Origin of the sequence: Bacillus cereus group sp. BfR-BA-01380 (assembly GCF_022663535.1) — a bacterium.
GTDB classification, from domain to species: Bacteria; Bacillota; Bacilli; order Bacillales; family Bacillaceae_G; genus Bacillus_A; species Bacillus_A cereus_BB.
Map to the genome: position 1 here is coordinate 112500 of NZ_JAKUFS010000001.1, position 24957 is coordinate 137456.

Genomic DNA, 24957 nt, shown 5'->3' on the forward strand with positions numbered 1-24957 from the left:
AATATATTGAACATAACTCTAAATATATCGACGCAAATTAAAATATATCGACGTTTCGACAAAGAATATCGACTTATCGACAAAACTTGACACCAAAATCCCCACATGTCACTTTACCTATAAGTTGGCCGCAGTTGGAAGCATAAATTGGCCGTGAGTTAATTATTAACCCATAAGCTTGCCGTGTGTTTTATTAATGTAGCTTTGGAATAATGTTTGGTCAAATTGATACGAATAACCTTAATAAATGAGCAAGTGGAACTGACGCTTCAGTTCGTTAATAGGTCACTTTGCTCTCTTGATATGCTTTCTTTACCCGTTCACTTTGAGCGAGGTGTCCTTGTATATGTTGAAGATCTTTCAATTGAAAATAACCTATAAATCATTTATTAATAAAGTCGTTCTTTGGCAGGTTTATTCAAATATATATAGAAAGTATGAAAAAATAAATTTTAATCTGACCAAAGGAGATGAAGAAATTGTTTAAAAAAGTCGGTATAGGAGTATTTTCTACAGCAATTGTATTAAGTGCCAGTATAGGTTTTTCAGGTATTGTATCAGCAGATAGTCCATCTGCAAATGAACAAGTTAGGAATGGAGATTTTGAGGATGGGCTAAATAACTGGATTTTATCTAATCCTAATTCTTCTACCGAGAATATCGGCACTTCTGAACCAGGCAATCATTATCTGAAATTAATACATGCAGACACAGCCTATCAGCTTGTTACTGTAAAGCCGAATACAGAATATACATTAACATTTGATATAGCGGGAAGTATAGTTTCCCCATCAGAAGTAACAGTAGGTAATCTGAATGCCAATCAAGAAATCGTTCCATTAACAAAGAAGCAGTATACAGGATTTAAGCCGGAACATCATGAGATAAAGTTTAAAACAGAGGAGGATGTGTCAAACTTTGCTGTCAAACTTGCTTCTACAGCAAATGGGAGGGCTAAGTTTGATAATGTACAATTAAAGGAAAAGGAGAAATCTTATATTTTAAATATTGATTTTGACCGCAATTCAAGTTTAGAGATTTTTAAACCATATGGCGATATAAATTACAATATTGAAGAGCATGCAGGAGTAAATAATTCTAAAGGACTTCATATAAGTGGAGGATACGGTGCATTTATAGGGGACGTAACTTTGAAGCCTAATACTACATACATACTGTCCGCATCTGGAAAAGTAACGACTCCTGATGATAAAAGCTTATTCGTAGGAGCACTGTCTCCTGGGGGGGAAAGACACACCTCATATGGTTTTTACTTCCTCACAGTATGAACAAAAATCGGTTGAATTTACTACTCTAAATACTAATGATCCATATACATTCTTCTTACAAATTAATGGAAGTGTAATCGGTGATGCCTATCTTGATGATATCGTACTAGTTGAAAAGTAGCCATAATAAAAAATATATTTCTATCATTGACACATAAAAACAATTCTAAAAATGAGCCGCCATATGCCTATCTACTTGAGACTTTGAAATGTATCCACAACGAAGTTTGTTCTTTCTACATTTATTTATGGGAATTCAGCTCGTTTTTCATTTTGAGGAACAATGAATTTCTTAAATTGATGGCAATGTAATGCTATCCCTAAAAGTCGCGACTTTATTTAAGGGCGACATTAAAAATATTCTTCAAATCCTGGAAGCATAAGTTTGCCGTAAACTAAAAGAAGCATAAATTGACCGGAACGGCCATCTTATGCTTCTTGTTACACACAAAATAAAAAAACCACCAAATATGTATTGGTGGAGACGGTGGGAGTCGAACCCACGTCCAAAAGTATCGGCACTTAAGCTTCTACGAGTGTAGTCGATATATTGGCATTTCGCAAACTCTTCGGCCTATCGACAGGCTTCCGAATTGCTAGTCTGGTTGTTCTCTTCCTTTGTCCTCAGACGGCGAACTCCGGCGTAGCCCACTTAGAGTGAGTCCGCTACCCTACCACATGGGCGATGGAGGGGCGAACCGCTAAAAGCTGTTATTAAGCAGCTAAAGCGAAGTTGTTTTGTTGTTTGCCAGTTATTGGCTGTGACGTTTTAACGAGGCCGATCCCCTCGACTCGCAACCTAAGCTCGAACTACCCCTGTCGAATCCGTAACGTCCCCATATAAGAAATGGAGCATACGAAGTATATTCGTGATAGCTGCTATTGAGCTGTTTTTCAATGTTCAACTGACCTTACATTTGTTATTATAGCACACGATCGTCATTTTGCAATTGTAAATTTCTGTATTACATTTTTTGACGATCGCGGAATACACGTGCAATTTCACGTTTTGCTTCTTTTTCTTTTAAATCATGGCGCTTATCGTATTGCTTTTTACCTTTACCTAAACCAAGTGCCATTTTCGCAAATCCATTTTTCAAGTAAATTTTAAGCGGCACAAGCGTATAGCCTGTTTCTTTCGTATATCCGATTAGCTTTAAAATTTCTTTTTTATGAAGAAGTAATTTTCTTGCGCGAAGCGGCTCATGATTAAAACGATTCCCTTGTTCATACGGACTAATGTGCATATTATGTACCCATACTTCACCATTTTGCACACGTGCAAAGGCATCTTTTAAGTTTACACGACCTGCACGAATTGCCTTAATTTCTGTTCCTTGAAGGACAAGACCGGCTTCATATGTTTCTTCAATAAAATAATCATGGAATGCTTTTTTATTTTGTGCGATGACTTTTCCTTGACCTTTTGGCATCTCTTTTCTGCCTCCCTTCATTTGTATCATTGTAACAAAATATGAAGAAAGAAGCCATATATGGCTTCTTTCTTACTTACGTTTTTTCTTTTTCTTCTTAAAGCTCGGTGCATTTTCAAAGAATGGCTTTTTCTTTTTGTTGCCATTTCGTTTTCCATTTCCATTTCGGTCTGATTCTTTTCCTTGTCCGCCGCGATTGTTATCACGATCGCTGCGTTTTCTTCTACTTCCTTTTGGCTGTTCAATTACAACAGGACGATCTTTTCGTTGTCGCTTCACACTGCCTTTCATGCCGACAATTTCAAAATCAATCGCACGCTCATCTTTGTTTACGTTAATAACGCGAATTGTAATTTCATCACCAATACGGAAGACGTTTCCTGTACGTTCGCCAATCATCGCAAAATGATGTTCGTCATAACGATAGTAGTCATCCGTTAAATAGCTAACATGAACAAGACCTTCAATTGTGTTTGGAAGTTCTACGAATAAGCCGAAGTTTGTTACAGAACTAATGATTCCGTCGTATTCTTCACCAATTTTATCAAGCATGTACTCAGCTTTTTTCAGTTCATCTGTTTCACGCTCTGCTTCAACAGCGCGACGCTCCATATTAGAAGAATGCTCAGCAATATCCGGTAAATTTTCACGCCATTTTGCTTGTGTTTCATTGTCCACTTTTCCGTTAATTAAATATGTACGAATTAATCTGTGCACAATTAAATCAGGATAACGGCGGATTGGTGATGTGAAATGTGTATAGAACTCTGTCGATAAACCGAAGTGGCCTAAACTATCCGCATCGTAACGTGCTTGCTTCATAGAACGAAGCATAACTGTTGAAATCACAACCTCTTCTGGTTGACCATGTACCATTTCAAGAATTTGTTGCAGCGCACGCGGATGTACTTCATTTCCGCGTCCTTTTACCGCATACCCAAAGCTTGTAATAAACTCAAAGAAACGCTCTAGTTTATCTTCTTTCGGATCTTCGTGAACGCGGTACATAAATGGTACGTTCATCCAGTGGAAATGCTCTGCAACCGTTTCGTTTGCGACTAGCATAAATTCTTCAATGAGCTTTTCAGCAACAGAACGCTCACGTAACACAACTTCTGTCGGCTTGCCCTCTCCGTCCACTAATACTTTCGCTTCTTTGAAATCAAAGTCAATTGCCCCGCGGCGCATACGCTTTTCACGTAAAATTGCAGCTAGTTTCCCCATCTCTTGGAACATTGGGACTAACGGCTCATAACGCACCATTAATTCTTCATCTTCATCGTCCAAAATGCGCTTCACATCAGAATACGTCATACGCTCCGCTGTTTTAATCACACTTTGGAAAATTTCATGCTTCACTACTTCCCCTTGCTCATTAATTTCCATTTCACAAGATAAAGTTAAGCGGTCTACCTTTGGATTTAATGAACAAATTCCGTTAGATAAACGATGCGGAATCATCGGAATAACACGGTCTACAAGATAAATACTCGTTCCGCGCTCAACTGCTTCGCGATCAATTGCTGAGCCTTCTGTCACGTAATGACTTACATCCGCAATATGTACACCAAGCTTGTAATTGCCATTCTCAAGCTTCGTTACTGTAACTGCATCATCTAAGTCTTTCGCATCCGCACCATCAATTGTAACAATTGTTTGATCTCGTAAATCACGGCGCCCTTGTAAATCGTTCTCATCAATTGTTTCTGGTACACTATTCGCATGCTCCATTACATCTGCCGGAAACGCAAGCGGTAAGTTATGCTTATGAATAACGGATAAAATATCAACGCCTGGGTCGTTTTTATGACCTAGAATTTGAATAACTTCTCCTTCTGCACTTAAACGATCTTGCGGATAGCTTGTAATTTTAACAACAACTTTATGCCCTTCTACCGCACCCATAGAAGCATTTTTTGGAACAAAAATATCGCTCGTCCAGCGTTTATTATCAGGAATCACAAATCCAAAGTTTTTCGATTCTGTATATGTACCAACTAATTCTTTTGTTCCGCGCTCTATGATACGAACAATTGTCCCTTCCTTGCGTGAACCGCTTGACTCTGAACTAATACGCGCTAATACTGTGTCACCGTGCAGTGCGCCTTTTAATTCTGTTGGCGGTATGAAAATATCATCTGTTCCTTTTTCTTCCGGTACGACAAACGCAAAGCCGCGAGCATGTCCAATCAATTTGCCGCGCACTAAGTTCATTTTCTCTGGAAGACCGTAGCGATTACTTCTTGTCCGCACAACAAGTCCTTTTTCCTCCATAATGACAAGTGCTTTCACAAACTCTTTAAAATCCGCTGCATCTTCAATACCGAACGCTTCTTCTAACTCTTGCACAGTAAGCGGCTTATATGCTTCTTCTTTCATAAACGATAACAATCTATCGATATTTGCTTGAATAATTTCCTCCAAGTACAAAAACCTCCTTCTAAATCCTCGTATTTTATATTGTATCCGAAAAGATAACCATATATAAATCCATTTTGCTGCTTCAACACATAGATCGCTTCTATGAAAAACAAAACAGGACCTACTCTTGCCTTCTCCCTTTGTTTTAAACCTCGCACGTGGCACAAACAGGCACTAACCGCTTCTATGCATGGCCAGTTCCTCTAGCTCACCCTAAAAAGAAAAATGCTTTTTAATTTTTATATATGTAAAAAAGAGGCAACTAGATCTTACCAATCTAGTTGCTCCAAGAAGTTATATACATCTTCATGCAGCTCATCACGCTGCTTATCAAGCGTAATTACATGTGTAGAATCTTCGTACCACTTCATTTCTTTTACATTTGATTCTACTCCATTATAAATAATATTTGCGCTATCTGTATTAATCATTTCATCATGGCGCGCTTGCACAACAAATGTTGGTGCATAAATCATATCAATATTATTGCGCACATCGCGAATTAGCTCTTGCAGTGCTCTTAATGTGTTCATTGGTGTTTGCTTAAACGCAAACATCTCTTCTTCAATCTTCTCTGGTGATTTACGCTCACGCTTTTTATATTCGCGTGCGTACGCTAATATACCTTGGTACATCGTTTCTTCGCTTTTAATATACATCGGAGCACACATTGGTACAACCCCAATAATCGGCATTGTATAAGCGAGCTTTAATGAAAAAACGCCGCCAAGCGATAAACCAACCGCTGCAATCTTTTCATACCCTTTATCTTTTAAATGTTGGTACGCCTCCATAACATCTTTCCACCAGTCTTCCGGACCTGTGTGTACAAGCTGCTCCGGTGGTACACCATGACCTTTATAAATCGGCGCATGACATGTATAACCTTTTGTCTCTAAATAACGTCCGAGCATACGAACGTCTGCAGAGTTCCCTGTAAATCCATGTAATAGTAAAACTGCACGTTCTCCCGCTTCAAATGTAAATGGTTTTGGGGATGCTAGCTTCATTTCACGTTCTCCTTCTCTTCCTATAATGTAATCTTCATATATGATCTATTTATAGTGTAACATAGTTTCTTTTCCATAATCTAATCAGAAACTTTCGCTCGATAAAATAAAAAAAGATTCAACCCGGGAAGGTGAATCTTTTTTGTTATACTTGTAAATACGTAACAGCAAATGTTAACACGAAGAATAATACAGCAAGAACAATTGTAATGCGGTTTAATACAGCCTCTACTCCACGTGCTTTTTGCTTGCCGAATAATTGCTCCGCGCCACCAGAAATTGCACCGGATAAACCAGCACTCTTACTAGATTGCATTAATACAAGTACAATTAATAACAGCGATACAATAATAAGTAAAACTGATAAAAACGTATGCACTTTACATGCCTCCTAAAGTTTCAATTACTTTAAATGTAACATAAAAGAATTGGAAAAGCGAGAGCGTCTCATACACCTAATACTTCACCAGATTAAATAAAAAACGTTACAATTAATGGACCTAGTAAACATGTTAAGATTGCTGTTAATGTCATCGTTACCGATCCGATTACACCTTCGTTTTCATTATTTTTCATCGCCCGCATAACGCCCATAATATGCGATGCACAGCCAAACCCAATTCCTCTTCCAACAGAATTTGTCACTCTGCTCCATTTTAATAAAAGAGGACCAAAAATTGTTCCAGATATCCCGGCAACTATTACGAAAGCCGCTGTTAACGATGGTACACCACCAACTTCTTCTGACACACTCATAGCTACTGGCATCGTTACTGACTTCGGCAGTGAAGATAAAATTAAGGTTTTATCCGTTCCAATAACGGTTGCAATCATCATATCACTTGTAATGGCAACTATTGTTCCAACCAATACACCGCCAGCAATTGGTACAATATACTTCTTCAAAATACCGCGTTGTTTATAAAGAGGGATCGCAAACGCTACTACACCGGGTCCAAGCAATTTCGAAATCCAGCCCCCACCACTTTGCATATATTGTTGATATGGTATATCACATACAACTAACAATATAATCATCAAAGCTGTTGCTACAAGCATGGGAATGGTAAACGGCGTTGGAAACCACTCATAAATCTTCTTTGAAAATTGATATAATAACACTGTTAATATAATCCAACTAATTCCAATTACTATGCTCATTGTATCTCTTTTTCCTTTCTATTCGCAAAGTATTGTCCTGTATGTCCTGCTACAACGATAATTAAAAACGTACTCACGACAACAGTAAGTAACAGCGACATACCTTTATGCACAAAAAAAGAACCATAATTCATTAAACCAATAATTGAAGGAATTAATAAAAAGGGCATAAGATCAACCAATGTTTCTGCTCCAAAATCAAACCATTTCACAGGAAGAACTTTCAAACCAAGCAATATAAATAACAAAAACATCCCTATTAAACTTCCCGGAATCGGAAGATGAAGCGCTCTTTCTATCCACGTTCCAATCATATAAAACACATAAAGTGCTACTACTTGGATAATAATTTTTGTGAATTTCATCTATCTATCATCCTTTATTATGTGATTGTTGACATTTCCTACATTCATCATAGTACAAATTGTGCAGACCTTCAATTATTTTTGTTGACAATTTTAGCACAATGTGGTATACGCTTACATTCTAATTTTTCTGTATTTGTAAACAGAATTAGCAATTGTTTTTTTACTATAAATGTTTAGCGGTCCCTCATTTGCTTAACATTTATCCCGCATTAACGGGCAGTAATACTCCCACCTCAAAATTCGGCGAAAGCAAAGAAGTTAGGTGGGAGATAAACTGCCCGTAAAAGCCCGATTGGTTCAACTAACCATCAGTGGGGGATGAAGAAAACCCCCACTGATGGAAGTTTCACTTTATAGTAAAAAACTAAAAAACCTCCTATAACTGTGGATGTCCCACAGTTATAGGAGGTTAAAAGCAATACGATTGTACTACCTTACAGAAATTACTTCTTAAGGTTGTAGAAAGATTTTAAGCCATCGTAAACAGCGATTTCGCCTAGTTCGTCTTCGATGCGTAATAATTGGTTGTATTTTGCAATACGGTCAGTACGGCTCATAGAACCAGTTTTGATTTGGCCAGCGTTAGTTGCAACTGCGATGTCAGCGATTGTAGCATCTTCAGTTTCACCAGAACGGTGAGATACAACTGCTGTGTAACCAGCACGTTTAGCCATTTCGATTGCTTCGAAAGTTTCAGTTAAAGTACCGATTTGGTTAACTTTAATTAAGATTGAGTTAGAGATACCTTTTTCGATACCTTCAGCAAGTTTTTGCGTGTTCGTTACGAATAAATCGTCACCAACTAATTGAACTTTTTTACCAAGACGGTCAGTTAATAACTTGTGGCCATCCCAGTCGTTTTCGTCTAAACCATCTTCAATAGAGATGATTGGGAAGTTATTGCAAAGATCTTCGTAGAAATCAACCATTTCTGCAGAAGTCATGCTGCGTCCTTCACCTGTAAGATCATATTTACCAGTTTCTTTGTTGTAGAACTCAGAAGAAGCAACGTCCATTCCTAAGAATACGTTTTCGCCAGCTTTGTAACCAGCTTTTTCGATTGCTTCGATGATTACTTCTAATGCTTCACGGTTAGAACCAAGGTTTGGAGCGAATCCACCTTCGTCACCTACTGCTGTGTTAAGACCTTTGTCATGTAATACAGCTTTTAATGCATGGAATACTTCAGCACCCATACGGATTGCTTCTTTGAATGTTGGAGCACCAACTGGTAAGATCATGAACTCTTGGAAGTCTACGTTGTTGTCAGCGTGAGAACCACCGTTGATGATGTTCATCATTGGAGTTGGTAATTGTTTTGCATTGAATCCACCAAGGTAACGGTATAATGGAAGACCTACATAGTCAGCTGCTGCATGAGCTACTGCCATAGATACACCAAGGATAGCGTTAGCGCCTAATTTACCTTTGTTTGGAGTGCCGTCTAATTCGATCATAGCACGGTCGATTCCAGCTTGGTCAGTTACGTCGAAACCAACGATTTCTGGAGCGATAATTTCGTTTACGTTATTTACTGCATTAAGAACACCTTTACCAAGGTAACGAGATTTGTCACCGTCACGTAATTCTACTGCTTCGTATTCACCAGTAGATGCACCACTTGGTACTAATGCGCGTCCGAATGAGCCGCTTTCTGTGTATACTTCTACTTCTACAGTTGGGTTACCGCGAGAGTCTAAAACTTCACGAGCATAAACATCTAAAATTGCTGGCATATTATTTCTCTCCTTTTATATAAGTAATTATTTAATAATTGTTTTACCTGTCATTTCTTTTGGCTGTTCAACGCCAAGAAGTGTAAGCATTGTTGGAGCGATATCTCCCAAAATACCGTCGCCGCGAAGCTCAATACCTTCTTTTGTAACGATGAAAGGAACCGGGTTCGTTGTATGAGCAGTCATTGGCTGACCTTCAGGAGTTAACTCCTGATCAGCATTACCATGGTCAGCAGTAATAAGTGCTACACCATCTTTTGCAAGAATTGCTTCTATAACTTTTCCTAAACATTCGTCAGTTGCTTCTACTGCTTTAATTGTTGGTTCCATCATCCCAGAATGGCCAACCATATCACAGTTCGCAAAGTTAAGAATGATTACATCATGTTTGTCATTCTCAATTTCATTTACAAGAGCATCTGTTACTTCATAAATGCTCATTTCTGGTTTTAAGTCGTATGTTGCGACTTTTGGTGAGTTAATTAAGATACGCTCTTCTCCTGGGAATTCAGCCTCACGACCACCGCTAAAGAAGAATGTAACGTGCGGATACTTTTCAGTTTCCGCAATGCGAAGTTGTTTTAATCCCGCTTGTGAAACAACTTCACCTAACGTATTATCCAAGTTCATTGGCTTGAATGCTACATAACCTTTTACAGTTTCACTAAAGTGTGTCATACAAACGAATTCTGGAATGTGAGGTACTTTTTCACCACGATCGAACTCACGGAAGTCTTCGTTTGTAAATACACGAGCAATTTGAATTGCACGGTCTGGACGGAAATTGTAGAAGATGATTGCATCATCATCATTGATAGTTGCAATTGGCGTTTCATCTTCATTTACCATTACAGACGGCAATACGAATTCATCATAGATACCATTTGCATAAGAGTCATCCACACACTCATATGCTGTTTTGTAAGTAGGGCCTTCGCCGTTCACCATGGCACGGTAACATTTTTCAACGCGATCCCAACGCTTGTCACGGTCCATGGAGTAGTAACGACCGGAGATTGTCGCGAACTGTCCTACTCCTGTTTCTTTGATTACTTCATTTGTTGCATCGATATAACCTTTTGCTGTTTGCGGACCAACATCGCGGCCATCTAAGAACGCATGGAGATATACTTTCTCCACGCCTTCTTTTGCAGCTAAGCGAAGAAGAGCAAACATATGGTCAATGTGACTATGCACACCGCCATCAGAAAGTAAACCGAATAAATGAAGAGCTGTACCCTTTTCCTTTACGTGTTTCATTGCACTTTGGAACGTTTCGTTCTGATCGAACTCACCTTCACGAATTGCAACGTTAACACGTGTTAAGCTTTGATATACAACGCGGCCGGCACCAATATTTAAGTGACCTACCTCAGAGTTACCCATTTGACCTTCTGGAAGACCTACTGCCTCACCGCACGCTGTTAGTGTTGTGTGAGGGAATTTGCTCCAGTAACCGTCGAAATTAGGTTTCTTAGCTTGTGCTACAGCATTCCCGTATGTTTCTTCACGTAAACCGAAACCGTCAAGAATGATTAAAGCTGTTGGCTTTCTCATTTTACCGCCTCCAAAAGACCTAAGAAGGAAGCAGGCTCTAAGCTTGCGCCGCCAACTAAAGCACCATCGATATCAGATTGCGCCATGTATTCTTTAATGTTTTCAGGTTTTACGCTGCCGCCGTATTGAATACGAACTGCTTCTGCAGCTGCCGGAGAAACAGCTTCAGCAACAACTTTACGAATGTGCGCACATACTTCGTTTGCATCTTGTGCAGAAGAAGATTTACCTGTACCGATTGCCCAAATTGGCTCATATGCGATAACAGTTACTTTTACTTGCTCTTCTGTTAAGCCTGCAAGTGCTTTAGTCACTTGACCTGCTACAAGATCAAATGTTTTTCCGCTTTCGCGCTCTTCTAACGTTTCACCACAGCAAACGATTGGTGTTAAACCATGTTCAAATGCTGCTAACGTCTTTTTATTTACTGTTTCGTCTGTTTCAGCAAACATTTCACGGCGCTCAGAGTGGCCAAGTACTACGTAGCTCACTTTTAAGTCGCTAAGTGCCACTGGGCTAATTTCGCCAGTGAATGCACCATTTTTTTCGAAGTGCATGTTTTGTGCACCTACTTGTAAGTCAGTTCCCTCCGTTGCTACTACAAGACGCTCTAAGAAAAGAGCTGGTGAGCAAACAACTGCATCAACAGCCGCCGCTGCTGGGATTTGACCTTTTACTTCCTCTACGAAGCTAACTGCTTCAGATAGAGTTTTATTCATTTTCCAGTTACCTGCGATAATTGGTTTACGCATGCTTTGCACCGTCCTTTTTCTTGGCTGCTAATTATTTGTCGTTAAGACAAACTACACCAGGAAGTTCTTTGCCTTCCATAAATTCTAATGACGCACCGCCGCCAGTAGAAATGTGGCTCATTTTATCAGCCATACCGAATTTTTCAACAGCTGCTGCAGAGTCACCACCGCCGATAACAGAGTATGTACCTTCTGCATCTGCTAATGCTTGTCCTACTGCTTTTGTACCTTCTGCATATGGAGCCATTTCGAATACGCCCATTGGTCCATTCCATACAACAAGCTTAGAGTTTTTAATTACATCTGCATAAATTGCACTTGTTTTTGGTCCGATATCTAAACTTTGCCAATCAGCAGGAATAGAATCGATATCTACAACTTGTCGGTTTGCAGTTTCAGAGAAGTCATCTGCAATTACGCAATCAACTGGCATGTAGAAGTTTACACCTTTTTCTTTTGCAAGTTGCATAAACTCTTTTGCTAGTTCAATTTTGTCGTCTTCACATAGAGATTGTCCGATTTCATGACCTTGTGCTTTTACAAATGTATAAGCAAGTCCGCCGCCAATGATTAAGTTATCAACTTTATCAAGTAGATGACGTATTACACCGATTTTATCTTTTACTTTCGCACCACCGATGATTGCTGTAAATGGACGTTCCGGATTAGAAAGTGCTTTACCTAGTACTTCTAATTCTTTTTCCATTAAGAAACCTGATACTGCTGGTAAGTAATCTGCAATACCTGCAGTAGAAGCATGAGCACGGTGAGCTGCACCGAATGCATCGTTTACGAAAATATCAGCAAGAGCTGCAAATTCTTTCGCAAGTTCTGCATCGTTCTTTTCTTCGCCCGCATAGAAACGCACGTTTTCAAGAACTAATACATCACCTTCGTTCATTGCTGCAACCATTTCTTGTACAGCATCGCCGAATGCTTCGTCCGCTTTTTTCACGTCTTTACCAAGAAGCTCACCTAAACGTGCTGCTACTGGAGTTAGACGCATTTCTTCTACCACTTGTCCTTTTGGACGACCTAAATGGCTTGCTAAAATCACTTTCGCGCCTTGCTCTACTAAATATTGAATTGTAGGAAGAGCTGCACGAATACGAGTCTCGTCTGTAATTTTGCCTTCTTTCATTGGTACGTTGAAGTCAACGCGGCAAAATACTCGTTTACCCTTTAAATCTACGTCACGAATTGATTTTTTATTCATTGGATTTCCCTCCGACTAGTTAGGATTGACAAAACCCATTCAAAAGCTTATCACATTTGCTTATAAAACGAAAGAAGAGAGAGGGAACAAACCCTCTCCCTCGTTTTGTCATTGATAACTGATAAACTTAAGAATTAAAGACCTTTAGAAGCGATGTAGTCTACTAAGTCAACTACGCGGTTAGAGTAACCAGTTTCGTTGTCGTACCAAGAAAGAACTTTAAGCATGTTGCCTTCCATAGCCATTGTAGATAATGCATCGATTGTAGAAGAGCTTGTGCATCCGTTATAGTCGATAGATACTAATGGCTCTTCGCTGTATCCAAGGATACCTTTTAATTCGCCTTCAGCTGCTGCTTTGAATGCTGCATTTACTTCTTCAACTGTTACTTCTTTCTCAAGCTCAACAACTAAGTCAACAAGAGATACGTTAGCAGTTGGAACACGAACTGCACCACCGTTTAATTTACCTTTAAGTTCTGGTAATACTAATGCTACCGCTTTCGCTGCACCAGTTGTAGTTGGGATCATGCTCATTGCTGCTGCACGTGCACGACGTAAGTCTTTATGTGGTAAGTCTAAGATTTGTTGGTCGTTAGTGTAAGAGTGAATTGTTGTCATCATTCCACGTTTGATACCGAACTTCTCGTTAAGAACTTTAGCGAATGGTGCTAAACAGTTTGTAGTACAAGAAGCGTTAGAGATTACGTTATGGTTAGCTGCATCATATTGCTCATGGTTAACGCCCATAACGATTGTGATATCTTCGTCAGAAGCTGGTGCAGAGATGATAACTTTTTTAACTGATCCACCTAAGTGTTTCTCAGCGTCTGCTTTTTTAGTGAAACGGCCAGTAGATTCTACTACTACTTCTACGCCGTAGTCGCTCCATGGTAATTGAGCTGGGTCGCGCTCAGCGATAACTTTGATTTCTTTACCGTTAACGATAATGCTGTCGCCGTTTGCAGATACTTCTGCATTTACTGTTCCGTGAACAGAGTCATATTTTAAAAGATGTGCTAATGTTTTTGCATCTGTTAAGTCGTTAATTGCTACTACTTCCACGTTAGGGTTGTTAAGAGCTGCGCGGAATACCACACGTCCGATACGGCCAAATCCATTAATACCAATTTTAGTCATTTGAAATTCCTCCTTGGGGGATGTATATTAAGGGTTATTTACCCTTTACTAACTCTTTTGCTGCACCTTCATCTGTAATAAGTAATGAAGTGTGCCCTTGTTTAATTACTGCTTGAATTGCTTTTGCTTTTGATGAACCTCCAGCAACTGACACGACATGAGATACATATTGTAGATCTTCAAGTTGCATGCCAACTGTTTGTACTTTATGAACGACTTCACCTTGTTCGTCAAAGTAGTATCCAAAGGCTTCACCGACTGCTTTGCTCTCTTTAATTTTCATCCAATCTGCTTCTAAAGTACTTCTTCTACGCGCCATCGTTAAGGCTTCACCGATTCCGTGAATGACAATGTTGGAAGATCGAATCAACTCAAGAATTTCTCTCACAGAAGGCTCTGTCACAATGGATGCGTACGCCTCGCTGCTTACGTGGTCAGGAACATACAATAAGCGATAATTACTCATCGTATTTTGTGCCATTTTCGCACAAATCGTGTTTGCTTCTAACTCAACACTCTCTCCTATTCCACCGCGTGCTGGGACAAATAGCATATGTAAATCCCTGCAATCAATTTGCATCATATCAGCTACGGCAGCTATCGTGGTTCCTCCAGTCACAGCAACGATATTATTCGCTGTCAGACGATCTTTTATACAAGTAGCACAAGCGCGGCCCATCTCCAGCTTGACCCAAGGTGATTCATCACTATCACCAGGGACAACGAAAACTTCATCCAAGTCTAATATTTCCTTAAGCTGCTTTTCCAAAACCTTCAAACCAGAAATTTCTTTCATAAAGTCTTCCAAAGCAAGAACAACAGCTGTTCCTTCTTCTGTTAATGTCATTCCAGAAGAAGCGACGTGAACCAAGTTCTCATCTTTCAAAACCTGGACTTCACTTCGTAATACTCGTTCTGTCATACCAAGACTTGCAGATAAATTCCTTCTGCCAATAGGTTGTGTTAACCGGATGTACTGAAGAATTTGCATTCTCTTTTGCATAACAGGTAGCAGATCAGGTAATAATTTTTTTGTATGCTGAATCCATGAGCGCATCATATTGTATCTCCTCACTACATTGGTTCATTCTCCATATGGTCATTATATGTCCCGCAGTGACATATTGTGTCCCGCATAGAGTAAAAAAATAATCCCTGCTACGTTTATTATTGTAACAGGAGATGCAAAGTTATTCAACTCTTATCGCACGAATTAGGCTGTTTATTATGACATCTTTGTGAATACTCCCATATTCTACCTCTTCCCCTTCGATTTCAACGACGGGAATCATAAGATGATACTTCTCTAACAGCTGTTCATCCTCATAAATATTTATTTCCTTCAAATCAAATACGTATTCATCTTGCAACTCTTGCAGAAGTTTTTTCGCCTTCTGACAAAGACCACATTCTTCTTTTGTATATAGAATAACCTCCATATTCATCACCTATACAATCGTTTTTCGCAGAGAAGAAGCTGGAATATTTAACTGTTCTCGATATTTCGCTACTGTTCTGCGTGAAACAACAATTTCATGTTCTTCTTCTAACATTTTTGAAATCTTTTGATCTGAAAGTGGTTTTTTCTTATTTTCTTTCCCTACAAACTCCCCGATGAGCTGCTTTACTCTCTTCGTTGAAATTGCCGCGTCTTCTGTTGTTGCTACCGCATTGCTAAAGAACGACTTCATTTCAAATAAACCGTATGGCGTTTGCACATATTTATTGCGCGTTGCCCGACTAATGGTTGACTCATGGACACCTAATATTTCAGCCACCTCTTTTAACGCAAGTGGCTTTAAATATTGCGGACCATTCATAAAAAAGTCGCGCTGCTTTTCAATAATTACTTCCATTACATTTAAAAGCGTTTGTTTTCTTTGCTTTAAACTACGCATAATCCATTGTACATGCTGATATTTTTCCGAAACGTAAGAAGCGACGTCACTTTCACTATTATGAAGAAGCTCACTATATTCCGAATGAATTTCAATTCTCGGCATATTACGCTCATTCATCTGAATCAGCAAGCGATTACCTTCTTTTTTCACTGCCATATCTGGGACAATGTACATCGGTTTCTCCGAAGAAAACGCCAAACCCGGTTTTGGCTGCAATGATGTAATCACATGAACAGCTTCTTGTAATTCTTCCGTACTACATTTCAATACATTTGCTAACTTGCGCCAATCTTTCTTTACAAAATATGCAAAATGTTCATCTACAATCATTTCCGCTAAAGCGCTCCTTTTTTGTAAGCGCTTTAATTGAATGGATAGACATTCTTGAATATTTCTCGCTCCTACCCCTGCTGGCTCTAAAGATTGAACAAGCTCCATGCAGCTATTTACTTCTTCTATACATACCGATAATAACGACGCTAATTCCTCATTCGTTTCTTGTAAATACCCGTTCTCATCCACATTTAAAATAATGAAAGAGGCAATTCTTCTTTGCTCTCCATCTATTTTATAATACTGTAATTGGTTTACTAAATGCTGTTGAATCGTTGTTGAATCCACACTATAAATTTCCATTTGATTCTCAGTTTGTTTACTTGTTGTTTTACTCTTTTTCTTTTCCCTATCAAAGCCACCTAGCTCAATAAGGGGATTTTCCAGCGATTGCTCATACAAAAACTCCGTTAATTCCTGCACATTGTACTGGAGCATTGTAATCGCTTGCCTTAACTCTTGCGTCATTGCCAAACGTAAACTTTGTTCTTGTAAAAGACTTGCCTTCACCCTAATCTCCCCCTCACTTCTATTGTACAATAAGTTTATAAAAAGGAGAATCCTTACAAAACACCCATATCCACACATTATTACTCTATATGTATTATTCAAGTTTATATATTACAACTAAAAAATGAATAATATCAGGCGGAATGAATGCCAAAATTTAAAAATATCCATATTTTTTATACCACATACTAATAGTAACTCCTATCTTAAAAAATAACAATTAAAAAGAGTAGTTTAAATATAGTGAAACCTCATTATACTTAAACTACTCTTTTTCTCTTTTATATTAATAAAAAAACCTAACTTCAATATAAGTTAGGTTTGTTCGACGCGCCCAGAGGGATTCGAACCCCCGGCAGACGTGGTACCGGAAACCACCGCTCTATCCGACTGAGCTATGGGCGCATGATCATACATTCTATAGCAAAAGGACACCTTTTGATCCTATCGCGCACTGTTTATTATACGATATCTTCGTTTCGGAAGCAATTACTTCTTATGTCGTAATTCCTGAATAACTTTCCATGCAATATGCGGCCCACATCATGTAATGATGTAGGCCGCCAATAATTAAACGATATTATTTATGCAAATGATACGGAACCGTTGTAATTACGATATCTTTATTGCGCATAAACCACATTCGTAAAAGAAGTGCACTTTGGTTATGCAACGCATTATGCCACCATTTGTGCGCAATAAACTGTGGAATAATAATATGGATATGCCCTCCAGTTTTTTGTTTCGCCTCTATTGCTTTAATAAGACGATTCAGCGGTTCAAGAAGAGAACGATATTTACTGCGAAGAACTACCAGTCTACAAGGAGTTCCCCATTCTTTCCACTTCTTCTCCATTTTATCTATAGATTGTTTATCGAAACCAACGTATACAGCAATCGGATCAACATCTAAACTTTTTGCAAAAGATAGCGTGTTGTGCACAACACGATGAACGCCTGACACTAAAACGAGCGTGACTACATCGCTTGCTTCCGGACGTGTAGTTTGCATATCGATGCGCAATTCTTTTGCAACGTCTTCATAATGTCTGTGAATTGTCAATGAGATAAAAATCAAAATAGGCAATACAACTAATACAACCCAAGCGCCGCCCGTAAACTTTGTAACAGCAAAAATAACGGCAACGATTGATGTAATAACAGCACCAACTGTATTAATTGTAAACTTGATTTTCCAGTTTGATCCTTTTACTCGTTTCCAGCGGCGCATCAAACCAATTTGCGCTACTGTAAACGAAAGGAAAACACCGATCGCATAAAGCGGAATTAACGCATTCGTATGCGCATGAAACGATATAATCAAAATACATGCTAGTGATGCTAGCGCAATAATTCCATTCGAATATCCTAAACGGTCTCCACGATTTGTTAAACTTCGAGGCAAAAATCCGTCTGCCGCTACAATCGCAGCAAGCTGAGAAAATCCTGTAAATGTAGAGTTTGCCGCTAAAATTAACACAATGAACGTAAACCATATAATGACTTGATATAAAATTCCATGTCCAAAATACATGCCAGCTAACTGTGACAACATCGTGTTGTGTGGGTCTGGCGTAATACCTTTCACATACAAATGATACGAAAACCCTAACAGTGTCACAGCTGTGATTGAACCTAAAGCAATATACGTTCTAATTGCGTTTTTTTGCTGTGGTTCTCTAAAAATAGGAACTGCGTTTGAAATCGTCTCAATTCCTGTAAGCGCTGAACAAGCTGAGCTGAAAGCTTTCAAAATTAACAAAGTTGTTAAGCCCTCTGGAACTGTTCCAAAGCTCGGTGTACTTGGTTGAATAAACCCGTGACGAAGTTCGTCAAAAAAGCCAGTAAAAATTAAAATTAACATACAAATCATAAATCCGAATGTCGGCCAAGCAAAAACGCGAGCCGATTCTGCTACTCCGCGTAAGTTCACAAGCACTAGGATAACGACGCATAAGATTGCCAAAATCGTTTCATATGGAGTGACTACTGGATACGCAGAAGAAACCGCTTCTATAGCTGCAGATACAGATACAGCTACGGTCAACACATAATCAACGAGCAAAGAACTAGAGGCAACAAGAGAAACCCATCGCGGCTTGAAGTTATCTTTCGCAATGGCATACGCTCCCCCGCCATTTGGATATGCCAAAATCCCCATAATATACGATACAATCAAAATTGCCAAAAGAACGATAGTAGAAATGGTAATCGGCAAAATAAACCATTTCGCATCAGGGCCAAGTCCCGCAAGCTCTGTCATTCCTGATTCAGGTCCATATGCAACAGATGAATACAAATCCGCTGAAAGAATCGGCAGCGCAATTAACCAAAATAATTTGTTATGTTGTGCATGAAGCTCTGACGTTCGCATCGGACGACCTATTAAAAAGCGCTTCACACTACTGAAATTACTTGCAGAAAACCAAATTGCAATTAGTGCCAATATAATTAGTACCGCTTCCAACCATCTAACTAAAGTATGATGATCCATGACTTTTTCTCCTTTTAATGGCTATTTACTATTTTTTATTCTCTTTATTTTAATTGATACATGATATTTTGAACAACGAAATATAAAATATGTACTTCTTAAAAATACCCTCAATTAAAAGCCTACAAATTCATATCTAATCGTTATTCTTAAATAAACACAACTAATGATACTATAATTTATCATCATGAAGATGTATATATTCATTTTAAATTTCCGACATATAAGTCGCTGCTATGCAGAATACAACATGCCCGCTACTTTCTTTCTCCTTTTGTTCTAAACCCTGAATATGGTAGAAAAAGACCCTGACCATTTCTATGCGTGGCCAGATGCTCTCGTCCACCTCAAAAGAAAGGGGTTTGATGTCGTTTTTTAACTTGTATATATAGAAAACCTGCTAATTCCTCATATTTTCATATTACATACGGATGAGCATTTATAGATTTTGAAAAGACCCTAAAATTGGTAATTATATTTCAACACACATTCACAAATTCTAATGATTGAAGTTCAATTCAATTAGAGGAGGAATTACGTTATGACTGTAATTACAAAACTTAAACAAACTGTTTCAGGATTAAAAAGTGCACAAGCAAGCTTAGAGGGATTCGCTCTTGATACTGATAACCAACAAGCGAAGCAATTATTCCAAGGTGCAGCGCAGCAAACGCAATCAATTATTGATTCTTTAAGTCCGCGCGTTCAAGAGGTTCAACAAGAAGAACCTCAATATACACAGCAGTAAAGGGCGTTTAAAACAAACAGAATAATACCCACTTTATGCCGAATCGAAAAAAGGGTGATACAATATCATCCTTTTTTCAACTCAAATTACATAGAGCTATAGAAATGGAATGATACCATGCGAAAATTTAGGATCATTACTTTGTTATTCCTTCTCTTCTTCAGTTTCCTAAGCGGCTGTAACAGTCCACTAGATAAAAAAGTAAAAAAAGAAGCAAATGAGAAAGAAGAGCACAAAACAAATAAAAAAGAGACAAAATTAAAACAGGTCAGTATGGAGTCTGTTGATCAATCCATAGCAAATAAAGCGAAAGATAAGATTTTTAATATGGAAGAAATGATTGACGTAAAAGCGGTTAATTTAGATAACGAACTGTATGTAGCCGCGAAACCAGAGCACCACGAACGCTTTCAACTAAAGAAATTAAAAAAGGAAATGAAACAGACATTAGAAAAGATGTATCCTAATTTAAAAATTTATGTCAGTACAGATAAAAAAATTTTCATGTTACTAGATAAATTGGAAACGAAGATTAAAAACAAAGAAGCAGATAAAAAAGAAATAAAGAAACAACTAAAAGTAGTCAAAGAAGAAATGCATTCCGATACGTAATAAAGTGAAACTTCCATCAGTAGAGGGTTCTTCATCCCCCACTGATGGAAAGCCCGCCCAATCGGGCTTTTACGGGCAGTTTTCTTCGCTGCTCTTCTCCAGCTTTTACCGCCCACGAATAGCGGGATAATACTTTTCAACATAGAAAAGGATGGATTCATATGTCAAGCCAAAATAAAGACTTAACACCAATGCAACAAGAATATAAAAAGTTTGAACAGCAGCGTGAACCAAAACGTCCTGTTCTAAAAAATTGTATAAAAGCTTTTTTTGTTGGTGGATTCATTTGTTTGATCGGTCAATTTATCTCCACATTTTATATTACTTATTTCGATTTTACTGAACGGTCTGCAGGTAACCCAACTGTAGCTACACTGATCTTTATTTCTATGCTCCTAACGGGTTTTGGTGTATACGATCGATTAGCTCAGTTTGGCGGGGCAGGTACAGCCGTTCCTGTTACCGGATTTGGAAATTCCGTCATATCAGCTTGTATTGAGCACCGTACGGAAGGTTTTGTTCTTGGAGTGGGCGGGAATATGTTTAAATTAGCCGGATCTGTTATTCTATTTGGCGTATTTTCCGCTTTTGTAATCGCACTGATTCGAACAATTCTAGTCCAATGGGGAGGGTTTTAAATGTTACAAGGCCACCGAACATGGGTATTTGAAAACAAACCCGTGATTATATCAACTGGTGTCATTGGCGGACCATTTGAAGCGAACGGCAACATCCCTGAGGATTTTGATACATTGCACGATAATTTATGGTTAGGACAAGACTCCTATGAAAAGGCACATCGAGTTTTATTTGAAGAAGCTTGCAGCAGAGCAACTGAAAAAGCAAAACTACGAAAAGAAGATGTTCAATTTATCCTAGCGGGAGATTTAATTAACCAAATTACTCCTTCAAGTTTTGCTTGCCGGACACTCGGTACTCCCTATCTCGGATTATTCGGGGCTTGTTCTACCTCGATGGAAGGACTTGCTTTAGGTGCAAGCATTGTAAATGGAAAAGGAGCGAAATACTTATTAACAGGAGCTTCAAGCCATAATACTGCTGTAGAAAAACAATTCAGGTATCCAACTGAATACGGAGGACAAAAACCTCCTACTGCGCAGTGGACAGTAACAGGAGCCGGCGTTGCCTTATTAAGTGATCAAGGAAATGGACCTTGCGTAACATCAGCAACAATTGGAAGAGTGATTGATATGGGGTTAACGGATCCGTTTAATATGGGAGGAGCTATGGCTCCTGCTGCTGTCGACACGATAGAAGCACATTTAAGAGAACGACAAATCGACGTATCCTACTATGACTTAATTGTAACGGGCGATCTCGGTCATGTAGGACGCGAAATTGCCTTTGACTTACTACGTAAGCAAGGAACATCTATACGAAGCGAACAATTTCAAGATTGCGGATTGCTCATTTACAGAGAAGACCAACCTGTTTTAGCAGGAGCAAGTGGTCCAGGCTGCTCAGCAACTGTTGTATATGGGCATTTATTAAACCGAATGAAAAAAGGAGAGTTTAGCAAAATACTTGTAGTTGCTACCGGAGCTTTACTTTCTCCATTAACTTTCCAGCAACAAGAAACGATTCCTTGTATCGCCCATGCAGTATCCATTGAAGTTGGAGGTGTATAATACATGATCTTTTTTTGGGCTTTTGTAATTGGCGGCCTCATTTGTGTTATTGGGCAAATTATGTTCGACGTCTTCAAACTCACCCCTGCTCATACAATGGCAACACTCGTTGTCATTGGCGCCATATTAGATGGATTTAATTTGTATGAACCGTTAATTGATTTTGCCGGAGCAGGTGCAACGGTTCCTATTACAAGCTTCGGGAACGCTCTCGTTCACGGTGCAATGGCAGAAGCGGCTGAACATGGCATCATTGGCGTTATAACAGGAATGTTTAAAGTAACAAGTGCTGGTGTATCCGCCGCAATTATCTTCGGATTTATCGGAGCTTTATTATTTAAACCAAAAGGATAAGGGGTGTTCTCATGACCGTTGTTGCAAGCGTAAAAACATGCCTTGCTAGTTTGAAAGGTGCACAAGCAAGTTTAAGCGCCCTTTCACAAAACTCTGCTGATCAAGAAGCAAAGCGCGTTTTTCATGAATGTATGCTAGAGATCGATAGTGTAATTGCTGATGTACAAGGGCGAGTTTCAGCATTAGAACGAGAAGAGCCACAATATAAAGGATTTTAGGAAGACTGGAGGGAATATATATGCCTAACATTCACATACCAGAATGGCCGCTCGTCATTATACGTTCTTTATGTGTCTTAATTGTTTTATTCGCCATTACGAAATGGCTTGGCAAAAGACAAATCTCTCAACTCTCCTTTTTTGAATACATAGCAGGTATGACGATTGGTGATATCGCTGCAGAAGTATCGACAGGATTGGAACAAAACTTCTTCCATGGTATTTCTAGTATGCTGGTTTTTGCTATCATACCTTTTTTCGCAGGACTACTTGCCTTAAAAAATAAAACGATACGAGATTTTGTAGAGGGTAAGTCCACTATTTTTATAAAAGATGGCAAAGTACTCGAAGATAATTTAAAAAAGGAAAAATATACGAGCGACGAACTACTAGAGCTTCTTCGGAAAAAAGATGTATTCAACATAACCGATGTTGAATTCGCTATATTAGAACCGAGCGGTGAATTAAACGTATTATTAAAGAAAGACAAACAACCATTAACCGCAAAAGATATCGGATTAAAACTACCAAATGAAAAAGAAACACACACAATCATTATGGATGGAAATATACTAGATGAACCTCTTGCAGCAAGCGGTCATAACCGAGCTTGGGTTCGCACTGAACTCGAAAAAATAGGGGTTGCAATCGACAACGTATTCATTGGACAAGTCGACTCCTACGGTCAACTCACTGTCGACATATACAACGATAAAATTCAAATGCCTTCTCCTCAAGACAAACCATTATTACTCGCTTCCTTAAAGAAGTGTCATGCTGACCTTGAACTCTTTTCTTTAGAAACGAAATCAAGTGCCGCCGCGAACATGTATGCACACAATGCCAAGAGGCTAGAGGAAATTTTAAATAAAGTAACTTATTTACTTAAAGAATAGTACGAAAAAGAACGCTTATATATGTAACGGCGTTCTTTTTTTATTCCTTGCTTTGCTGAGCGTCTTCTATAATTATGTTTAAATTCACCCAATTCGGTTATGATGAGGAAAGTACAGAAGAAGGGAATTCCTTATTCATAGCGAATTAACATGATACACCTACATATTTTTTAAAACTGAAGTGGTTTCGTTTGACCTTTATTGACCATAATTGTATTATAAAATTAACCTATGTGTTAAAGGAGGAAGTTACACATGAATTTAATTCCTACAGTTATTGAACAAACAAATCGCGGGGAACGTGCTTATGATATTTACTCTCGTTTATTAAAAGACCGCATCATCATGCTTGGCAGCGCAATTGATGACAACGTAGCAAACTCAATCGTTTCACAGCTTTTATTTTTAGAATCACAAGACCCAGAAAAAGATATTCATATATATATCAACAGTCCTGGTGGCTCTATTACAGCAGGTATGGCAATTTACGATACAATGCAATTCATTAAACCAAACGTATCTACAATTTGCATCGGTATGGCTGCATCTATGGGTGCTTTCTTACTTGCAGCTGGTGAAAAAGGAAAACGTTTCGCTCTTCCAAACAGTGAAGTTATGATTCACCAACCACTTGGAGGTGCACAAGGACAAGCGACAGAAATCGAAATCGCTGCAAAACGTATCCTATTCTTACGCGATAAACTAAACAAAATTCTTTCTGAACGTACAGGTCAAGAATTAGAAGTAATCGAGCGCGACACAGAACGCGACAACTTCATGACAGCAGAAAAAGCGTTAGAATACGGCTTAATCGATAAGATCTTTACAAATCGCTAAGAAAAGCGGAGCCGACTGTTCAGCCCCGGTGACTAAGGTTCTTTCGCACAGAAGATGCTTTTTATCTTCTCGTGCGGAAGGTTCTTAGACGCAAGGGGCTAGGAGGCGGAGCTGGACAAAGAAAAGCGGAAGCGGCTCGCTCAGAATGGGAGGGGGATGGAGTTTCTGACATAGAGGTGCTTTTTACCTCGGCGGAAGAAGCGAAGCCACCGACCATTCTAGCCACTGGAGCTAGATCAGAAGAAAAGAGCTATCATTTACGATAGCTCTTTTTCATTTATCAGCGCTTTTTTCGATATATCGGCGATTCGACACGTGATAAA

General features: G+C 38.9%; 23 protein-coding genes, 1 tRNA gene, 1 other RNA gene and 1 pseudogene. 9 read left to right on the forward strand and 17 right to left on the reverse strand.

The window, feature by feature from the left end; translation table 11 throughout:
- Positions 1–479 precede the first annotated feature (479 nt).
- Positions 480–1410, forward strand: a pseudogene (locus MR076_RS00645) (carbohydrate binding domain-containing protein).
- A 355-nt stretch (positions 1411–1765) separates the two neighbouring features.
- Here MR076_RS00645 and ssrA read toward each other — a convergent pair.
- The 17 genes from ssrA to MR076_RS00730 form a co-directional block, all read right to left on the reverse strand.
- Positions 1766–2127: a transfer-messenger RNA gene (ssrA, locus tag MR076_RS00650) on the reverse strand.
- Between the two features lie 127 nt (positions 2128–2254).
- A complete protein-coding gene (smpB, locus tag MR076_RS00655; RefSeq protein ID WP_242216678.1) occupies positions 2255–2722 on the reverse strand; it encodes an SsrA-binding protein SmpB in 468 nt (155 codons plus the stop codon).
- Positions 2723–2794: 72 nt separating this feature from the next.
- Positions 2795–5101 (reverse strand): ribonuclease R, encoded by a 2307-nt coding sequence (gene rnr / locus MR076_RS00660; protein WP_396021633.1) that lies wholly within the window; start codon positions 5099–5101, stop codon positions 2795–2797.
- Between the two features lie 311 nt (positions 5102–5412).
- The gene (locus MR076_RS00665; protein ID WP_242216682.1) at positions 5413–6153 is read right to left on the reverse strand and encodes an alpha/beta hydrolase; all 741 of its coding nucleotides are present in this window, start codon (positions 6151–6153) and stop codon (positions 5413–5415) included.
- A gap of 145 nt (positions 6154–6298) precedes the next feature.
- Positions 6299–6532 carry a preprotein translocase subunit SecG gene (gene secG / locus MR076_RS00670; protein WP_090915984.1) on the reverse strand — a complete coding sequence of 78 codons (234 nt, stop codon included), beginning with the start codon at positions 6530–6532 and terminating at the stop codon, positions 6299–6301.
- 92 nt (positions 6533–6624) lie between these two features.
- Positions 6625–7314 carry an LrgB family protein gene (locus MR076_RS00675; protein ID WP_242216683.1) on the reverse strand — a complete coding sequence of 230 codons (690 nt, stop codon included), beginning with the start codon at positions 7312–7314 and terminating at the stop codon, positions 6625–6627.
- A complete protein-coding gene (locus tag MR076_RS00680) occupies positions 7311–7679 on the reverse strand; it encodes a CidA/LrgA family holin-like protein (protein ID WP_242216685.1) in 369 nt (122 codons plus the stop codon). Before MR076_RS00680 ends, MR076_RS00675 begins: the two co-directional genes overlap by 4 nt.
- Before the next feature lie 446 nt (positions 7680–8125).
- Entirely contained in the window at positions 8126–9418 is a 1293-nt protein-coding gene (eno, locus tag MR076_RS00685; protein WP_090998036.1) for a phosphopyruvate hydratase, read from the reverse strand.
- Positions 9419–9445: 27 nt separating this feature from the next.
- On the reverse strand, positions 9446–10975 hold the full coding sequence (gene gpmI / locus MR076_RS00690; RefSeq protein ID WP_242216686.1) for a 2,3-bisphosphoglycerate-independent phosphoglycerate mutase: 1530 nt from the start codon (positions 10973–10975) through the stop codon (positions 9446–9448).
- On the reverse strand, positions 10972–11727 hold the full coding sequence (gene tpiA / locus MR076_RS00695; RefSeq protein WP_242216687.1) for a triose-phosphate isomerase: 756 nt from the start codon (positions 11725–11727) through the stop codon (positions 10972–10974). Before tpiA ends, gpmI begins: the two co-directional genes overlap by 4 nt.
- A 31-nt stretch (positions 11728–11758) precedes the next feature.
- Positions 11759–12943: a phosphoglycerate kinase gene (locus MR076_RS00700; protein WP_242216688.1), complete on the reverse strand. Its 1185-nt coding sequence runs from the start codon at positions 12941–12943 to the stop codon at positions 11759–11761.
- Between the two features lie 134 nt (positions 12944–13077).
- On the reverse strand, positions 13078–14082 hold the full coding sequence (locus MR076_RS00705; RefSeq protein ID WP_242216689.1) for an ArsJ-associated glyceraldehyde-3-phosphate dehydrogenase: 1005 nt from the start codon (positions 14080–14082) through the stop codon (positions 13078–13080).
- A gap of 34 nt (positions 14083–14116) precedes the next feature.
- Positions 14117–15139 carry a sugar-binding transcriptional regulator gene (locus tag MR076_RS00710; protein ID WP_242217005.1) on the reverse strand — a complete coding sequence of 341 codons (1023 nt, stop codon included), beginning with the start codon at positions 15137–15139 and terminating at the stop codon, positions 14117–14119.
- A gap of 133 nt (positions 15140–15272) precedes the next feature.
- Positions 15273–15521: a glutaredoxin family protein gene (locus tag MR076_RS00715; RefSeq protein WP_242216690.1), complete on the reverse strand. Its 249-nt coding sequence runs from the start codon at positions 15519–15521 to the stop codon at positions 15273–15275.
- A gap of 9 nt (positions 15522–15530) precedes the next feature.
- Positions 15531–16826 (reverse strand): RNA polymerase factor sigma-54, encoded by a 1296-nt coding sequence (gene rpoN / locus MR076_RS00720; RefSeq protein WP_242216691.1) that lies wholly within the window; start codon positions 16824–16826, stop codon positions 15531–15533.
- A 329-nt stretch (positions 16827–17155) separates the two neighbouring features.
- Positions 17156–17231, reverse strand: a tRNA-Arg gene (locus tag MR076_RS00725).
- A gap of 175 nt (positions 17232–17406) precedes the next feature.
- Complete coding sequence (locus tag MR076_RS00730) at positions 17407–19320, reverse strand: APC family permease (RefSeq protein ID WP_242216692.1); 1914 nt, start codon at positions 19318–19320, stop codon at positions 17407–17409.
- A 541-nt stretch (positions 19321–19861) separates the two neighbouring features.
- On the opposite strand from MR076_RS00730, the gene MR076_RS00735 reads away from it, so the two are divergent.
- The 8 genes from MR076_RS00735 to clpP all read left to right on the forward strand — a co-directional run bounded on the left by MR076_RS00735 (position 19862) and on the right by clpP (position 24634).
- Positions 19862–20068, forward strand: a complete 207-nt coding sequence (locus tag MR076_RS00735) for a DUF1657 domain-containing protein (RefSeq protein WP_242216693.1) — start codon at positions 19862–19864, stop codon at positions 20066–20068.
- Positions 20069–20185: 117 nt separating this feature from the next.
- Positions 20186–20680, forward strand: coding sequence for a YhcN/YlaJ family sporulation lipoprotein (locus MR076_RS00740; RefSeq protein WP_242216696.1), 495 nt, complete (start codon positions 20186–20188; stop codon positions 20678–20680).
- 161 nt (positions 20681–20841) lie between these two features.
- Positions 20842–21318 (forward strand): stage V sporulation protein AC, encoded by a 477-nt coding sequence (gene spoVAC, locus MR076_RS00745; protein ID WP_242216698.1) that lies wholly within the window; start codon positions 20842–20844, stop codon positions 21316–21318.
- A complete protein-coding gene (spoVAD, locus tag MR076_RS00750) occupies positions 21319–22329 on the forward strand; it encodes a stage V sporulation protein AD (protein ID WP_242216700.1) in 1011 nt (336 codons plus the stop codon). It abuts the gene before it with no gap.
- A gap of 3 nt (positions 22330–22332) precedes the next feature.
- Positions 22333–22683, forward strand: coding sequence for a stage V sporulation protein AE (gene spoVAE / locus MR076_RS00755; protein WP_090915955.1), 351 nt, complete (start codon positions 22333–22335; stop codon positions 22681–22683).
- A gap of 11 nt (positions 22684–22694) precedes the next feature.
- Complete coding sequence (locus MR076_RS00760; protein ID WP_242216701.1) at positions 22695–22901, forward strand: DUF1657 domain-containing protein; 207 nt, start codon at positions 22695–22697, stop codon at positions 22899–22901.
- Positions 22902–22921: 20 nt separating this feature from the next.
- Positions 22922–23797 (forward strand): DUF421 domain-containing protein, encoded by an 876-nt coding sequence (locus MR076_RS00765; RefSeq protein WP_242216702.1) that lies wholly within the window; start codon positions 22922–22924, stop codon positions 23795–23797.
- 255 nt (positions 23798–24052) lie between these two features.
- The gene (gene clpP, locus MR076_RS00770; protein WP_242216704.1) at positions 24053–24634 is read left to right on the forward strand and encodes an ATP-dependent Clp endopeptidase proteolytic subunit ClpP; all 582 of its coding nucleotides are present in this window, start codon (positions 24053–24055) and stop codon (positions 24632–24634) included.
- Positions 24635–24957 lie beyond the last annotated feature (323 nt).

Coding starts and splice junctions, on each gene's coding strand:
- smpB (WP_242216678.1), bottom strand. CDS start 2,722: ATGCCAAAAGGTCAAGGAAAAGTCATCGCACAAAATAAAAAAGCATTC.
- rnr (WP_396021633.1), bottom strand. CDS start 5,101: ATGAAAGAAGAAGCATATAAGCCGCTTACTGTGCAAGAGTTAGAAGAA.
- MR076_RS00665 (WP_242216682.1), bottom strand. CDS start 6,153: ATGAAGCTAGCATCCCCAAAACCATTTACATTTGAAGCGGGAGAACGT.
- MR076_RS00675 (WP_242216683.1), bottom strand. CDS start 7,314: ATGAGCATAGTAATTGGAATTAGTTGGATTATATTAACAGTGTTATTA.
- MR076_RS00680 (WP_242216685.1), bottom strand. CDS start 7,679: ATGAAATTCACAAAAATTATTATCCAAGTAGTAGCACTTTATGTGTTT.
- eno (WP_090998036.1), bottom strand. CDS start 9,418: ATGCCAGCAATTTTAGATGTTTATGCTCGTGAAGTTTTAGACTCTCGC.
- gpmI (WP_242216686.1), bottom strand. CDS start 10,975: ATGAGAAAGCCAACAGCTTTAATCATTCTTGACGGTTTCGGTTTACGT.
- tpiA (WP_242216687.1), bottom strand. CDS start 11,727: ATGCGTAAACCAATTATCGCAGGTAACTGGAAAATGAATAAAACTCTA.
- MR076_RS00700 (WP_242216688.1), bottom strand. CDS start 12,943: ATGAATAAAAAATCAATTCGTGACGTAGATTTAAAGGGTAAACGAGTA.
- MR076_RS00705 (WP_242216689.1), bottom strand. CDS start 14,082: ATGACTAAAATTGGTATTAATGGATTTGGCCGTATCGGACGTGTGGTA.
- MR076_RS00710 (WP_242217005.1), bottom strand. CDS start 15,139: ATGCGCTCATGGATTCAGCATACAAAAAAATTATTACCTGATCTGCTA.
- MR076_RS00715 (WP_242216690.1), bottom strand. CDS start 15,521: ATGGAGGTTATTCTATATACAAAAGAAGAATGTGGTCTTTGTCAGAAG.
- MR076_RS00730 (WP_242216692.1), bottom strand. CDS start 19,320: ATGGATCATCATACTTTAGTTAGATGGTTGGAAGCGGTACTAATTATA.
- MR076_RS00735 (WP_242216693.1), top strand. CDS start 19,862: ATGACTGTAATTACAAAACTTAAACAAACTGTTTCAGGATTAAAAAGT.
- MR076_RS00740 (WP_242216696.1), top strand. CDS start 20,186: ATGCGAAAATTTAGGATCATTACTTTGTTATTCCTTCTCTTCTTCAGT.
- spoVAC (WP_242216698.1), top strand. CDS start 20,842: ATGTCAAGCCAAAATAAAGACTTAACACCAATGCAACAAGAATATAAA.
- spoVAD (WP_242216700.1), top strand. CDS start 21,319: ATGTTACAAGGCCACCGAACATGGGTATTTGAAAACAAACCCGTGATT.
- spoVAE (WP_090915955.1), top strand. CDS start 22,333: ATGATCTTTTTTTGGGCTTTTGTAATTGGCGGCCTCATTTGTGTTATT.
- MR076_RS00760 (WP_242216701.1), top strand. CDS start 22,695: ATGACCGTTGTTGCAAGCGTAAAAACATGCCTTGCTAGTTTGAAAGGT.
- MR076_RS00765 (WP_242216702.1), top strand. CDS start 22,922: ATGCCTAACATTCACATACCAGAATGGCCGCTCGTCATTATACGTTCT.
- clpP (WP_242216704.1), top strand. CDS start 24,053: ATGAATTTAATTCCTACAGTTATTGAACAAACAAATCGCGGGGAACGT.